General features: G+C 60.8%; 10 protein-coding genes. 6 read left to right on the top strand and 4 right to left on the bottom strand.

The annotated features are described in order from the left end of the window. Positions 1 to 19: 19 nt before the first annotated feature. The gene (gene rlmH / locus Q9S52_RS06750) at positions 20 to 496 is read right to left on the bottom strand and encodes a 23S rRNA (pseudouridine(1915)-N(3))-methyltransferase RlmH (RefSeq protein ID WP_304708578.1); all 477 of its coding nucleotides are present in this window, start codon (positions 494 to 496) and stop codon (positions 20 to 22) included. A gap of 827 nt (positions 497 to 1,323) precedes the next feature. Here rlmH and hisS point away from each other — a divergent pair. The 4 genes from hisS (at position 1,324) to Q9S52_RS06770 (ending at position 8,894) form a co-directional block, all read left to right on the top strand. Further along, entirely contained in the window at positions 1,324 to 2,721 is a 1,398-nt protein-coding gene (hisS, locus tag Q9S52_RS06755) for a histidine--tRNA ligase (RefSeq protein ID WP_297628591.1), read from the top strand. Between the two features lie 27 nt (positions 2,722 to 2,748). After that, complete coding sequence (locus Q9S52_RS06760; RefSeq protein WP_304708579.1) at positions 2,749 to 3,810, top strand: M23 family metallopeptidase; 1,062 nt, start codon at positions 2,749 to 2,751, stop codon at positions 3,808 to 3,810. Positions 3,811 to 3,900: 90 nt separating this feature from the next. Beyond that, a complete protein-coding gene (gene purL / locus Q9S52_RS06765) occupies positions 3,901 to 7,623 on the top strand; it encodes a phosphoribosylformylglycinamidine synthase (protein WP_304708580.1) in 3,723 nt (1,240 codons plus the stop codon). Positions 7,624 to 7,640: 17 nt separating this feature from the next. Further along, entirely contained in the window at positions 7,641 to 8,894 is a 1,254-nt protein-coding gene (locus tag Q9S52_RS06770) for a hypothetical protein (protein WP_304708581.1), read from the top strand. A gap of 75 nt (positions 8,895 to 8,969) precedes the next feature. Here Q9S52_RS06770 and Q9S52_RS06775 read toward each other — a convergent pair whose 3' ends face one another. Both Q9S52_RS06775 and Q9S52_RS06780 read right to left on the bottom strand, forming a co-directional pair. Continuing rightward, positions 8,970 to 10,787, bottom strand: a complete 1,818-nt coding sequence (locus Q9S52_RS06775) for a PNGase F N-terminal domain-containing protein (protein ID WP_304708582.1) — start codon at positions 10,785 to 10,787, stop codon at positions 8,970 to 8,972. A gap of 105 nt (positions 10,788 to 10,892) precedes the next feature. Then, positions 10,893 to 11,090, bottom strand: a complete 198-nt coding sequence (locus Q9S52_RS06780) for a hypothetical protein (protein ID WP_300727247.1) — start codon at positions 11,088 to 11,090, stop codon at positions 10,893 to 10,895. 66 nt (positions 11,091 to 11,156) lie between these two features. Between Q9S52_RS06780 and Q9S52_RS06785 the strand changes: the two genes are divergently transcribed. Next, positions 11,157 to 11,351 (top strand): hypothetical protein, encoded by a 195-nt coding sequence (locus Q9S52_RS06785; RefSeq protein ID WP_304708583.1) that lies wholly within the window; start codon positions 11,157 to 11,159, stop codon positions 11,349 to 11,351. A 68-nt stretch (positions 11,352 to 11,419) separates the two neighbouring features. On the opposite strand, the gene Q9S52_RS06790 is transcribed toward Q9S52_RS06785, so the two are convergent. Beyond that, entirely contained in the window at positions 11,420 to 13,684 is a 2,265-nt protein-coding gene (locus tag Q9S52_RS06790; RefSeq protein WP_304708584.1) for a GH92 family glycosyl hydrolase, read from the bottom strand. A gap of 104 nt (positions 13,685 to 13,788) precedes the next feature. On the opposite strand from Q9S52_RS06790, the gene Q9S52_RS06795 reads away from it, so the two are divergent. Beyond that, positions 13,789 to 13,986 carry a hypothetical protein gene (locus Q9S52_RS06795; protein ID WP_304708585.1) on the top strand — a complete coding sequence of 66 codons (198 nt, stop codon included), beginning with the start codon at positions 13,789 to 13,791 and terminating at the stop codon, positions 13,984 to 13,986. Positions 13,987 to 14,081 lie beyond the last annotated feature (95 nt).

The raw sequence follows: 14,081 nt of genomic DNA on the forward strand, positions 1-14,081 counted from the left end.
GTGCGTCGACGACGCGGATTTATCGGTGGTGGTAGGGCTCTCCGCCGAGGATGGTGAAGGCGCGGTAGAGTTGTTCGATGAAGATCAGCCGCACCATCTGGTGCGAGAAGGTGAGCCTCGACAGCGAGAGCCGCTGGTCGGCCCGGGCGTAGACCGCCTCCGAGAAGCCGTAAGCTCCGCCGACGACGAAGACCAGCCGCCGCACGCCGCGGTTCATGAGGCCCTGGAGCCGGTCGGCGAACTCCACCGATCCGTCGGGCAGCGTGCCCCGTTCGTCGAGTAGGATGACGTGGTCTCCGGCGGCGATGCGAGCGAGGATCAGTTCGCCTTCGGTCGTTTTGATCTGTTCTTCGCGGAGGTGGCGGGCGTTTTTGAGTTCGGGTATGACGACGAGGCCGAAGCGCACGTAATGCTTCAGCCGGCCGACATACTCCTCTATGCCGTTTTCCAGCCATTGGCCGGTCGTTTTTCCGACGAGGATCAAGTCGATAGTCATTGTGTAGTTCCGGATCTTTTCGAACGCAAAGTTAGGAAAAAGGAGCGTTTCGGACTCTTGCGCGGAGCATCTGTAAATTGTTATTATCTTCGTATCTTTGTGCGGCGCGCGGACGAAGGATTGGGCCGTCGGCAGTTTGAGGATGCGTCAGCATCCGTCTAAAGTTTTTTCGGTTCCTTTTGTTCACAAAAGGAACAGTACCCTCGAACCAAATCGCGCGCCCCGCCTAAAGAGGGAAATCTTGTCAAAATGCGCTGGCGCGTTTTGACAAGATTTCCCCAGGCGCGCGGACAAAGAACGGGGGTAGAGGCTGCCAGTGGAAATGCGTAAGCATTTCCCGTCCACGGGACGTGGGGCCCGCGCGGCCTGAGCGCAGTTTTAGGCTGGACAAAGCTCTCCCGCGCGCGATCGCTGAAGAAGGAAATCATTCAAAGCGTCTTGCGCTTTGAATAAGATTTTCGTCAGCGCGCGGACATATACAACCGTTGTTACTTTTCAACTGCTCGCGCGCCACGCCTTAGGAGGGAAATCGTCAAAATGCGCTTGCGCGTTTTGACAAGATTTCCCCAGGCGCGCGAACAAAGAACTGCGCGTGAAATCCGTCGCCCGCCCGCCCAAAAAGGCATATTCTGCCGATTGGCGGTGAGCCACATTCGGCAAGAATTGCCGCGGGCGACTGAAAAAGCGAGAAAAAGCCTGCTCGCCTAAGGAGGCGTCCTACCAAAAAAGAACCGAGACAATGGGCCGACCCAGCCGCTTCCGCCACCGGTAAAACACCCTCTGCGCAGGCTGCACCCTGTTGCCGAAAAAGGAAATACAGATCGATCATGGCCATACAGAAACCATCCATACCCAAAGGCACCCGCGACTTCTCGCCCGTCGAGACCGCCCGGCGCAACTACCTCTTCGACACCATTAAAAGCATCTTCCGGCGCTACGGCTTCCAGCCCCTCGAAACCCCCAGCATGGAGAACCTCTCCACCCTGCTCGGCAAGTACGGCGACGAAGGCGACAAACTCCTCTTCAAAGTGCTGAACTCCGGCAACTTCCTCAAGGGGATCGAGGGCGAGGAGCTGCTGGCCGCCGGCGAGAGCGACAACCCGGCGGCACTGGGGACGAAAATTTGCGAGAAAGGGCTGCGGTACGACCTCACCGTGCCTTTTGCGCGCTACGTCGTGCAGCACCGCAACGAGATCGTCTTTCCATTCAAACGTTACCAGATACAGCCCGTCTGGCGCGCCGACCGGCCCCAGAAAGGCCGTTACCGGGAGTTCTACCAGTGCGACGTCGATGTCGTCGGGTCGGACTCGCTGCTCAACGAAGTCGAGTTGATTCGGATCGTGCGCGACGTTTTCGACGCCTTGGGCATCCGGGTCGTGCTGAAACTCAACAACCGCAAGATACTCTACGGCATTGCCGAGACCATCGGCCATGCCGATAAGATGATGGATATCACCGTCGCGATCGACAAACTCGACAAGATCGGCATCGACGCCGTGAACGAAGAGCTCGCCGAACGTGGGCTCGAGGCGGAGGCGATTGCCGCGCTGCGGCCCATTCTGGAGCTCTCGGGGACGAATCGCGAGAAACTGGCAGCCATTACCGCCATTATCGGCGACCGTTCCGCCACCGGCCGGCTCGGAATCGAAGAGGTGACCACCGTGCTCGACTATGTGGAGGCGCTCGGGGTGGAACTGCCTGTCGAACTCGACCTCTCGTTGGCTCGGGGGCTCAACTATTACACCGGCGCGATTTTCGAGGTCAAAGCCTTGGACTTTCCCATGGGGAGCATCTGCGGCGGGGGGCGGTATGACGACCTGACCGGCATTTTCGGTATGCCCGACACCTCGGGCGTCGGGATCAGCTTCGGCGCCGACCGGATTTACGACGTCCTGCTGGGGCTCGACCTCTTTCCTGCCGAGACCGCCGAGAGCGTCCGCGCCCTCTTCGTCCACTTCGGCGCCGAGGAGGCCCGCGAGGCGTTGCGCCTGATGGACGGCGTGCGGCGCGACGGAGGGGTCGCCGTGGAGCTCTATCCCGAACCGGCGAAGATCAAAAAACAGTTCGAGTATGCCGAGAAGCGGGGGATTCCGTATCTCGTCTTCGTCGGCGAGAACGAGGCCGCGGCCCGGCGGGCCACCGTCAAACACCTCGCCACGGGCGAGCAGACCGAAGTCCCGTTCGACCGGCTGGCCGAATTCCTGAGGGAGGGGCGTTTGCAATAACCGGTTCCCGCATACACCTATTATTATATGATTATACCTATGTATTTTCGCACCTTTGCCTATCGATCGCTGCTGGTCGCCGGTTTCGTATTCGGTCTGATCCTTTTCGTCGCCCCGGAGGAGGCTTCGGCCCAGCGGCGCGGCGGAACGCCTGCGACGCCCCGGCTCGAAGAGCTCCCTCGGCGGCCGATGGACACCATCCCGACGGCCGATCCCGAGACCAAAGTCATCATTTTCAGCAATAACACCTGGGAGTACTACCGGTCGGAGCTGCGGCGGCTCGACAACCTGTCCGTTTTCCGCGAACACTGGGACACCGCCTCGGTCTTCTCCTATCGCAACATCGAGCTCGGCGAGCTGCCGGCGACCGTCGACCTGCGCATGATCGACAGCCTCGGCCAGTTCTGCTGTCCGGTGCAGGGCAAAGTCCTCTCGAAGTACGGGCCGCGGCGCAGGAGGAATCACCACGGCGTCGATATTCCGATGAAGCCGGGCGAACCGGTACTGGCCGCGTTCGACGGCAAAGTCCGGTACGCCAAATACAACACCGGCGGGTACGGGAATCTGGTCATTATCCGCCATCCCAACGGGCTGGAGACCTGGCACTCGCACCTCATGAAGTGCAACGTCCGGGTGGGAGACTACGTCAAGACGGGACAGGTGATCGGCTACGTGGGGCAGACGGGGCGCGCTTTCGGGCCCCACCTCCATTTCGAAACCCGCTACTGCGACCAGAGCTTCGACCCGGAGTTCCTCTTCGATTTCGAGAACGGGATGCTCCGCTACCAGACCTTCGCCCTGAACCGCGACTACTTCAGCATCCATTCGCGCGCCTCCGAGATGCTCGAAGAGGACGACGAACCGGACTTGGCCAACACCTTGCTGGCCGAAGCCGACGACTCGACGATGATCCGCGCCGCGCAGCCCAAACAGGCTTCGGGGGCGCCGGTGTACCACATCGTTAAAAAGGGGGACATTCTGGGCCGCATCGCGCCGAAATACGGAACGACGATCGCCCGGATCTGCCAGCTCAACGGCATCGACCGCAACAGCACGCTTCGGCTGGGGCAGCGGCTGCGGGTCAGGTAGCGCGGCCGCCGCTTTGAAAAACAGCCGGAAACGGGCGGAATTCCGCCCGGAAAAACGTATATTTGAAGTTCGAAAACCATACACCATCCCATGATACAACTCTTCCGTAAAGACGACACCCTTTTTGCGGTACAGACCGCCGCGGCGCTCGACCGGTCGGCGATCGACAAACTGTGCTGGCTCTTCGGCGACGCCGAGTGGCTCGACGTTTCATCGGTGAGCGGCATCTTCGTCGGCCCCCGGCGCGAGATGATCACCCCGTGGAGCACCAACGCCGTCGAGATTACCCAGAACATGGGCATCGACGGGATCGTGCGGATTGAAGAGTTCCGGATGGTCGACAGCGAGGCGGCACCTTATGACAAGATGCTCTACCGGATGTACCGGACGCTCGACGGCGACGTCTTCACCATCGACAAGCAGCCCGAACCGATCGTCCACATCGAGGACATCGAGGCTTACAACCGGGAACAGGGCCTGGCGTTGAACCCGGATGAAATACAGTACCTCAAGGATTTGGCGGTGCGGATCGGGCGACCGCTGACCGACAGTGAGGTGTTCGGCTTCTCGCAGGTCAACTCGGAACACTGCCGGCACAAGATTTTCAACGGACAGTTCGTCATCGACGGCGAGGAGAAGCCGGAGACGCTCTTCAAGCTCATCAAGAAGACCACCACCACGAATCCGGGGCGGGTGGTGAGTGCGTATAAGGACAACTGCGCGTTTTTGCAGGGGGCTGTGGTCGAACAGTTCGCGCCGGCATCCCATGAGGGGCCGGACTATTTCGAGACCGAAGATTTCGAGAGCGTGATTTCGATCAAAGCCGAGACCCATAACTTTCCGACCACCGTCGAGCCGTTCAACGGCGCTGCTACGGGGACGGGCGGCGAGATTCGCGACCGGATCGCAGGGGGGAAAGGGGCCTTTCCGATGGCCGGGACGGCTTGCTATATGACCGCGTATCCCAGATTAGACGGGGGCAGAAACTGGGAACGGGGGATTCCGGCACGGTCGTGGCTCTATCAGACTCCGGAGGATATCCTTATCAAGGCTTCGAACGGCGCTTCGGACTTCGGGAACAAGTTCGGGCAGCCGTTGATCACCGGGTCGGTTTACACTTTCGAACATGCTGAAAATGGGAAGACGTATGGGTTCGACAAGGTGATCATGCTCGCCGGAGGGATCGGCTACGGGAAGAAAGTCGACTCGCTCAAAGACGAGCCGACAAAAGGGGATAAGGTTGTGCTTTTGGGCGGGGATAATTATCGGATCGGGATGGGCGGCGGCGCCGTTTCGAGCGTGGCGACGGGCGAATATGCCAATGCCATTGAGCTCAATGCCATCCAGCGGTCGAATCCGGAGATGCAGCGGCGGGCATACAACGCCATTCGGGCGTTGAGCGAGGAGCACGACAACCCGATCATCTCGATTCACGACCACGGAGCGGGGGGACACCTCAATTGCCTGTCGGAGCTGGTCGAGGCGACGGGGGGGCGGATCGATATCGACCGGCTGCCGGTCGGTGATCCGACCTTGTCAGACAAGGAGATCGTCGGGAACGAGTCGCAGGAGCGGATGGGCCTGGTGATGGACGAGAAACACATCGACAAACTGCGGGCCATTGCCGAGCGCGAGCGGTCGCCGATGTACGTCATCGGGGAGACCACCGGGGACATGCAGTTCACCTTCGTGGACAACCGGACGGGCGATAAACCGATCGACTTGCAGCTGAGCGCCATGTTCGGCGAGGCGCCGCGGACGGTGATGACCGACCATACGGTTGTCGAGGCCTACCGTGCGCCGGAGTACGACGTCGATAGGGTCGGGGATTACCTTACGGATGTGTTGCAGCTCGAAGGGGTGGCTTGTAAGGACTGGCTGACCAATAAGGTGGACCGTTCGGTGACGGGGCGCGTGGCGATGCAGCAGACCGCGGGGACGCTCCAGTTGCCGCTCAATGACTGTGCGGTGATTGCGCTCGACTATCAGGGGACGGCGGGGATCGCGACGGCTCTGGGGCATGCTCCGGCGGCGGCGATGGCCGATCCGGCCAAAGGCTCGGTGCTGGCGATGGCGGAGGCGTTGACCAATATCGTTTTTGCGCCGATCAGGGGAGGGCTGGAGTCTATATCTTTGAGCGCCAACTGGATGTGGCCGTGTAAAAACGAGGGGGAAGACTCCAGACTTTACCGGGCGGTTGAGGCGGCCAGCGATTTTGCGTTGGCTTTGAGAATCAACATTCCGACGGGGAAAGACTCCTTGTCGATGACCCAGAAGTATCCGGACGGACAGGCCGTGATGGCGCCGGGGACGGTGATCATTACTTCGGCGGGCGAGGTTTCGGACGTGAAGAAGTGCGTGCGGGCGGCGGTGGATGAGGAATATTGCGATCGGAGTGCGCTGGTCTATGTGGATATGACGGGCGGCGAGGATTTCCTATTGGGCGGGAGTGCGCTGGCACAGGTGGTGGGGGCTGTGGGCACGTCGGCCGACGTGCCGACGGTCAGAGATGCGGGGTACTTTGCGCGGGCGTTCAACGGCGTGCAGGAGCTGATCGGACGGGGCGATGTGCTGGCGGGGCATGACGTGTCGGGCGGCGGCTTGATTACGACGTTGCTCGAAATGGCGTTCGGCGGGAATCGGGCCGGGTTGGCGGTGGACTTGAACCCGCTGCGGAACGACGATCTGGTGAAGTTGCTGTTCAGCGAAAAACCGGCCGTGGTGCTTCAGGTGGCGTCGGAACGGGTCGAGGCGGTGTTGGCATCGCTCGACCGGATGGGCGTGGCCGGGGTGCGGATCGCCGAGGTGCTCGGCGAGCGGAAATTCTCGCTGCGGCACGGGTGCTGCGAGCGGCTCCAGCTGGATATCGACAAAATGCGGGATGTGTGGTATCGGACTTCGTACCTCTTGGATTGCAACCAGAGCACGCCGCAGCTGGCGCTGGAACGGTACGAGAACTATAAGAAACAGCCGTTGTACTACGACTTTCCGGCTCATTTCAGCGGCAAATTGTCGCAGTACGGCATCGACCCGAAACGCAAAACGAAAACCGGCATCAAGGCTGCGATTATCCGCGAAAAGGGGTGCCAGTGCGACCGCGAGACCGCGTGGGCGATGCACCTGGCGGGATTCGACGTCAAGGACGTGCATATGACCGACCTCATTTCGGGGCGCGAGACCTTGGAGGAGGTCAATCTGATCGCTTTCGTCGGCGGGTTCTCCAACTCCGACGTGCTGGGGTCTGCCAAGGGTTGGGCCGGGGCCTTCCTCTACAATCCGAAAGCCAAGGAGGCCTTGGATCGCTTCTACGCCCGGCAGGATACCCTGTCGATCGGGATCTGCAACGGCTGCCAGCTGATGGTCGAACTGGGGCTCATCGCGCCGAAGACGGACGAAGAACGGCCGAAGATGCTGCACAACGACTCGCACAAATTCGAGTCGAGGTTCCTGGGGGTTACGATTCAGCCGTCGCCCAGCGTGATGCTGCGGTCGCTCGAAAATTCGATCTTGGGCACCTGGGTGGCGCACGGCGAGGGGAAATTCCACCTGCCGTATGCCGAAGAGCATTACCACATTCCGATGAAATACCTCTATTCGGAATACCCGGGAAATCCGAACGGCAGCGATTACAACGCCGCAGCGATCTGTTCGGCGGACGGGCGGCACCTGGCGATGATGCCGCACCTGGAGCGGGCCTTGCGGCCGTGGAACTGGGGCTATTATCCGAACGTGGCGCCGCGGTCGGAGGATGAGATTACGCCGTGGATCGAAGCCTTCGTCAATGCCCGCGAGTGGATCAAGGAACGACAATAGTCGGAATCGACCCTCCATTGGAACGACACGACCTCGACATACTCCTCGCCGACGAAGCCCGACAGCTCGTCGAACGCTATCTGGAGAGCGATCCGGAGCGGCTGGCTTTCGCGCTGCGCAACCCGGCCGTCACGCGTCAGATACGGATGTTGCAGAAGTGTCGGAGTAAACTCCCCTCGTATTATGCCGCGCGGTGCATCGTGCCGCAGGTCGCCTACGAGCAGTCCAGCAGCGAAGCGGCGGCGGGGATGAAGGCGGAAACCCTGCGCACTCTTTTGGCCCCTCATGAACGGCGGCTGGCCGTGGATTTGACCTGCGGACTGGGCGTGGATGCGCGGGCCTTGGGTGGGGTTTTCGAGCGGGTGATCGCAGTCGAAAGTGATCCGTTGCGGGCCGAGATCGCCCGGTGGAACCTCGGTTTGTTGGGCGTGGGGAACGTCGAGGTACGGAATTGTACGGCTGAAGCATTTTTGGAACAGTGGACGGCTGACACCCATGCGGGACAGACCGTCGATCTCGTCTATATCGACCCGTCGCGGAAGAGCGGCGACGGACGGCGCGTCTACTCGCTGGAGGAGAGCTCGCCGAACGTCTTGACACTCTTGCCGGTGTTGCGGCGTGCGGCGCGGCGGATCGTGCTGAAACTCTCGCCCCTGTTCGATGTTGACGAGGTGAACCGCCTGTTCGGCCCGGAGGCGGGCGTAGAGGTCGTCAGCGTCGATGGCGAGTGCAAAGAGGTGCTCGTCTGGCTCGGTTTTTCGGACGAGGCAGATAGGACACAGGTGTATCGACGGGTGACCGCCATTCGGCATGGCGGGGTGGAACGGTTCGACTTCGCGCGCGAACAGGTGGCGGCGGACTCCGTCGGTTCGACCGGTGCGCTGCCGCCCGGCGAGGAGCGTTTTTTGGCGGTGCCCGACGTCGGATTTTATAAGTCCAGAACCGTGGCGGCTTATGCGGCACAGTATCTGGGCGACGTGCCGGGGGGATGGCGTCTGGAGGGGGATTGTTTGTTTACTGCGGAACTTCCGGAACATTTTGTCGGCAAAGTCTATCGAATCACCTTTCGGCACCCTTATCGACCGAAAGAGATTGCCCGTCTGTTGCGGATGCGGAGCATCCGGCGCGCCAACATCCATCGGCGCGGATTCTCGGCTTCGGCTGAGGAGGTGGCTCAGGCGCTGGGGGTACGACTCGGAGGAAATACCGATTTGTTTTGCCTGACGATGCAGGGCGAACCCACCGTCTTTTTCGTCGGCCGGGTGGGGTAGTGATATGATTATAATAGAGAGGGCGCATATCCGCAAGTCGGATATGCGCCCTCTCTATATTTAGTAGGTATAAAGTTACCGTCTCTTCGACTTCGCTTTGCGAGCCTTTTTGGGCGTTTTGCCATCCGCCGCCTGCAACTCGTCGCCCGGCAGCTGTTCGACCGCCTCGCCGACGATCGCCCCCGACAGACACCAGTAGCTGAAGCTCGATCCCTCCGGCTTGCCCTGCGGAATCGCGATCGTGAACGAGTGTTTCCCCTTCGTCAGGTCGCCCAGCGGAATGTAGACCGGATTGGTCACCGTCCCCGGGCACCAGTTCGACCGGCTGAGGTCGCTCGACGAGAGGCCGTTGCTGAAGTTCCCCGAAGCCGGGTTCCGACGCCGGTACGACGAGCAGTCCTCGCGCCACGGGATGAACGTGAAGATCTTTTCGCCGTCCATCCAGACCGTGTTCTCCTTCTGGTTGAACTCGTCGCCGCCGCCCCAGCCGCCGTGTCCGGTGGTGAGGTAGACGAGCTGTGCGCCGCGGATGTTTTCCGGCACGTCGATCGTCACGCGCAGCGAGTCGCTCCCCAGAAAATCGGGATATCCCTGGCCGCCCTGTTCCATCAGGTTCAGCGAGTTGAAGACCGGCACCACGATCCGCCGCCCCTCTTCGCCGCCCTGCGGGTGGTATTTGAGGGTGAGCGAGAGTTTGTGCCCCTTTTCGGCCCAGTTGCCGATGTAGGCGCCGATCCAGGCTTCGCCTTCGAGCAGCGGGGCGAGGTGGGTGACGTCCTGATGGTAGATCACTGAGTCGGCCCACACCTGTCCCGGCACGCTGATCCCCCGGTTGTAGCCTCCCACGCCGAACGGGGTGAAGAAGCGGAGCATTTCGACCGGCGTGTCGTAGGTGTCGGTCGCGATGATCCCGGGATAGGATTTGCCGCTGTTCGAGACGAAGGCGGGCACGCTGTCGATCCCTTTCACCAGCGCGTCGAGGAACGACTGTTCTTTGCCGACCGGAATGACGAAGGCCGATCCGGTGCGGTCGTAGGCATCCTTGTCAGCCTTCTGAACCACCTGCACGAAGATGTCGCGCCCTTTGGCCGATTCGGGCAGTTTGACCTTTTTCAGGATGATCGTCCCGCCGCTGACGCGGTAGACGACGTCGGCGAGCAGCGAATCGACGCTTTTCGGGGCGTCGGATTTCGTGATTCCGATGTATTCGTTCCGGAAGACGGGGATGGTGATCACGTCGGCGTTGTTGATGCGGTAGCGGTACATTGAGGCGTCCACCAAGGTGTCGAACGCCGGGATGATCGGGCCGCCGGTCGACGGAATCTTCTCGACGGACTGGGCGCGGAGTCCGATGTGTCCGTTCCGCGAGGTCATCAGGACAAGGCCGTTGGGCAGATGTGCCGCCGATTGTGCGGTGCCCCGCACGCCGGCCTGGTCGGTGAACCAGTATTTGACGGTGTTGGAGCGGATGATGGCCGTGGCGACTTTACAGGGGTAGCCGCAGATGACCGTATCGCTGGGTTCGATCTTGAGGGTGGAGTCGAGCACGAAGGACTGTTCGGTGGCGATCATCTCGCCGTCGGGCATCTCTGCGACGCCGTAGTATTTGCCGGTTCCGTAGTCGATGTATTGGGTTTCGGTGACTCCGCGTCGGCGTTCGCCTTTGTTTTTGTTGGCTTTGATGCGTTCGTTCCATTCGGGATTCTGCATCAGCAGGGCGGTGTCGAGTTCATAGCCGGTGCGGCACTGGTCGCCGTCGATGGTCAGAACGACGCGCATGACCGAAGCGCGGTTGCCGCGTCCGGGGGTGGCGTAGGTGACTTTCACGGCCTCGTCGGCAAAGGCGCCTGCGGCGAGCAGGCCGAGAGCCGTGCTCAGGAGGATTTTTTTCATACGAGTTTTTCGGTTGGTATTGGTTGTGTTAGTTAAAAGTTCGTTGTTCGGGCCGTACCGGGCGGGTAGAGGCTGCCCCTTGTCCACCGCGGGCTCACGCCCCGTTTATTCCGAGAGGCAACGCAACTGATAACCGGTGGCACGGTTGCTTACATAGCTGGGATTGAGACCCTGCGAGTGGAACCACAAACGCATGCCATCGATACCGCTGCCCGCAGACGACCAACTGTACCCATAGTTGCCGTCACCGTCCACTATACCCGTCCCCCGATGGCGGTAGCCCGGGGTGGTGCCGCTCGGCACTCGAAAACCGACAGGATTTACCCCAAAGCAAAAGCAAAACAACAGCGTTAGTCCGTAAAACGCCCTGTGGCCCCGGGCTTCCGCGACTCAGGCTATGGAGAGTTGGGAGTGCTGCACGACGTCGGCCACGACGGATACAGCTGGTCTTCCGCCACAGGCGGCATTCACGGCCTGGACTTGACGTTCCGGGCGCAGTACCTCTACTATAGCACCGCGCACACTCGCGGCCACGGTTTTCAGTTGCGTTGCCTCTCGGAATAAACGGGGACGAGCGGCATCCGAAAACCCGCAGGAACGCCCTCCAAAAAAATCCCCCCAAAGCAGCCCGGCTACTTGCGCGGCTTGTCCGTGCAGTAGATCGTCAGCCGGCCCGCCTCCGTCAAAGCCTTATGTGAGATGAAGTAACTCCGGAAAGGTTTACCCCCCAACTCGATTTTTTCGATGTAGATGTTCTCCGGCGTGCGGTTCACCGCCTCGATCACCAGCTCCTTCTGCGTGTAATATTTCGGGTCGAGCCGGATCGTGACCTTGTCGAACGTCGGTGTGGTAATGATATATTCAGCCTTGGCTGGACACGCCGGGTAGATTCCCATCATCGAGAGGTTCTGCCAGGCGCTCATCGTCCCCGCATCGTCGTTGCCCGGCAGCCCGCCCGGCCGGTTGCCGAAGTAGCGTTCCAGGCATTGGTTCACATAGTACTGCGTCTTCCACTCCGAACCCTTGACATACGAGAAGTAGTACGGATAGCCCATGTCCGGTTCGTTGCCCATGTCGAAGTAGCCCCGGTCGAAGCAGGCGCTCAGCGAATCGACGAACCGCCGCGGCGAGCCGTAGAGCTTGATGAGCCCCGGAATGTCGTACGGGATGCCGAACGAGTAATTCCACGAACTCCCCTCATGGAACCCGTTCACCGGTTTGAAATTCTCGCCCTCGCGCGGGTCGAAGCCCGGCATGAACGTCCCGTCCGGCAGCACCGGCCGCAACAGGCCGTAACTCTTGTCGAAGTATTTGCGGTAGCCCATGGCACGGGCGTTCAGTATGTGGTAGTCTGCCGTCCGGCCCAGCGCCCGCGCCATCTGGCCGAGGCTCCAGTCCGCTACGTAGTATTCGATCGCCTGCGACACCGAGTTGTCGAACCGTGAACGCAGCGGGATATAGTGGTTTTCCGCGTAGAAAGACTGATCGCCGCGGATGCGGTTCTCAGCGGCCGGAGCGGTCGCGTTCTTGAGCATCGCCTGATAGAGCGTCTCCGTGTCGATCCCCTTGGTGAGCCCCAGGAACCAGCAGGCCGTCATATACGGCAGCGCCGCGTCGCCCTCCATCACCATGAACTCCTTGCCCGCGATCTCGAATTTCGGCAGGTTGCCCGCCTCGCGGTACATCTGCATCATGCTCCGCGCCATATCGTTCTGCCGCTGCGGGAAGAAGAAGGCTCCCATGAAGGGCGTCAGCCGATAGACGTCCCATCCGCTGAACATCGTCAGCCGGTTCGCCCCCTCCGGCATCCGCCGGATGCGGCCGCTCTCCATCTCCGGATAGTCGCCGTTGGCATCCTGAAGCACAAACGGGTGTATCCAATTGTGGTACAGGCCGGTGTAGAACTGGGTTTTCTGGTCTTCCGTCCCGCCGTCGAGGCTGACCACGCCCAATACGTTGTTCCACGCCGCCACCGCATCGGCATAAATAGCGTCGAAGTTCTTCCCCCGCTGCTCCCGGTCGAGGTTCTCGCGGGCGTTCTCGATGCTGACGTAAGAAACCCCGACGGAAACTTCGATCACTTCGCCGTCGGTGGTGGAGTAGTCGAATGCCACGCCGATGTCGTCCCCCGCAATCGGTTGTTTGAACCGGTCGTAGATTTTATATCGTCCGCTGGTGCTGCTCCAATCCTTGATGGCACTCTGCGAGAAGTCGGGCTGCCGTTTCCAGTACCGGACGCTTTCGGCGGGTTTGTTCGTCCGCACGACGAAGTAGACCGGAATGACCGACTGCGGCACGCCGTAGCAGAAGTCACCCATGATTTTGAACCCTTCGATTTCGGAGTCCGACACGATCCGGGCATAGCCGCCCGATTCGGTGGTGAGCCCCTGTCCGATGTTGAAGAGGATGTGCGACTCGCCGGCGGGGAAGGTGTACCGCGACCGCGACGAGCGCAGCGTGGTGGTCATCTCGGCGAGCACGTCGTAGGCCTCCACTTTTGCGGAGTAGTAGCCTGCTTTAGCGGTTTGTTCGGCGAGGGGCGAGGCGTATTTCTGGAAGTCGACCTCCAGCTTCCCGGTCGTCGGCATCAGAATGAGCGACCCGAGGTCGGGACACCCCACGCCGCTGAGGTTGACGTTCGTGAAACCGATCGTCCACCGGTTGTCCCACACGTACGGGGTGGAGCACCAGCCGCCGGTGTGGACTTTGTGTTCGGGCCGCGGAATGGTGTTGAAGGGCGACATGCTGACCATCCCCTGGGGCACGACGGGCCCGGGTTGGGTGGTGCCGTAGTTGGAGGTGCCGATAAAGGGGTTGACATAGTCGGCGGGTGTTTTTTGCGCACCGGCTTGTCCGAGGGTACACAGCGCGGCGGCTGCGATCAGGAGTTTTTTCATCTCGGGTTCGGGTAGTTTGGTTTTTGCTGCTACAAAGATAGCCTGATTTTCGAATTTTGGCAGGGGTAGGGTGGCTCATTGGGGTAGAGGCGATTAGCTTTCGAGTGTCGAGCGGCCCCGCCCCGGGCTACCGCTGGTCAGCTTCAGGCGTGCTGGACGGCTACGGCAACGTCGGATTTTGCTATTCGTCGTCGGTGCACGGCAGCGGTGGGATGTACTTGTACTTCAACCCGCAGGCTCTCAATCCCAGCCACGCGAGCAACCGCGCCTACGGTTTTCAGTTGCGTTGCCTCTCGGAATAAACGGGGACAAAGAACTGCGTTATTCGAATCCGGGTTAAGCGGGTCGAAGCCTGCGGGGCCCAGAGCAACGTTAGTTGCGGGCCTCCGCTGGGGGA

The sequence above is a fragment of the uncultured Rikenella sp. genome (genome assembly GCF_948810725.1).
In the GTDB taxonomy this organism is placed as follows: domain Bacteria; phylum Bacteroidota; class Bacteroidia; order Bacteroidales; family Rikenellaceae; genus Rikenella.

Bases quoted from the DNA above. Each gene is read 5' to 3' on its own strand.
- rlmH (WP_304708578.1), bottom strand. From the start codon at position 496: ATGACTATCGACTTGATCCTCGTCGGAAAAACGACCGGCCAATGGCTG.
- hisS (WP_297628591.1), top strand. From the start codon at position 1,324: ATGGCCATACAGAAACCATCCATACCCAAAGGCACCCGCGACTTCTCG.
- Q9S52_RS06760 (WP_304708579.1), top strand. From the start codon at position 2,749: ATGATTATACCTATGTATTTTCGCACCTTTGCCTATCGATCGCTGCTG.
- purL (WP_304708580.1), top strand. From the start codon at position 3,901: ATGATACAACTCTTCCGTAAAGACGACACCCTTTTTGCGGTACAGACC.
- Q9S52_RS06775 (WP_304708582.1), bottom strand. From the start codon at position 10,787: ATGAAAAAAATCCTCCTGAGCACGGCTCTCGGCCTGCTCGCCGCAGGC.
- Q9S52_RS06790 (WP_304708584.1), bottom strand. From the start codon at position 13,684: ATGAAAAAACTCCTGATCGCAGCCGCCGCGCTGTGTACCCTCGGACAA.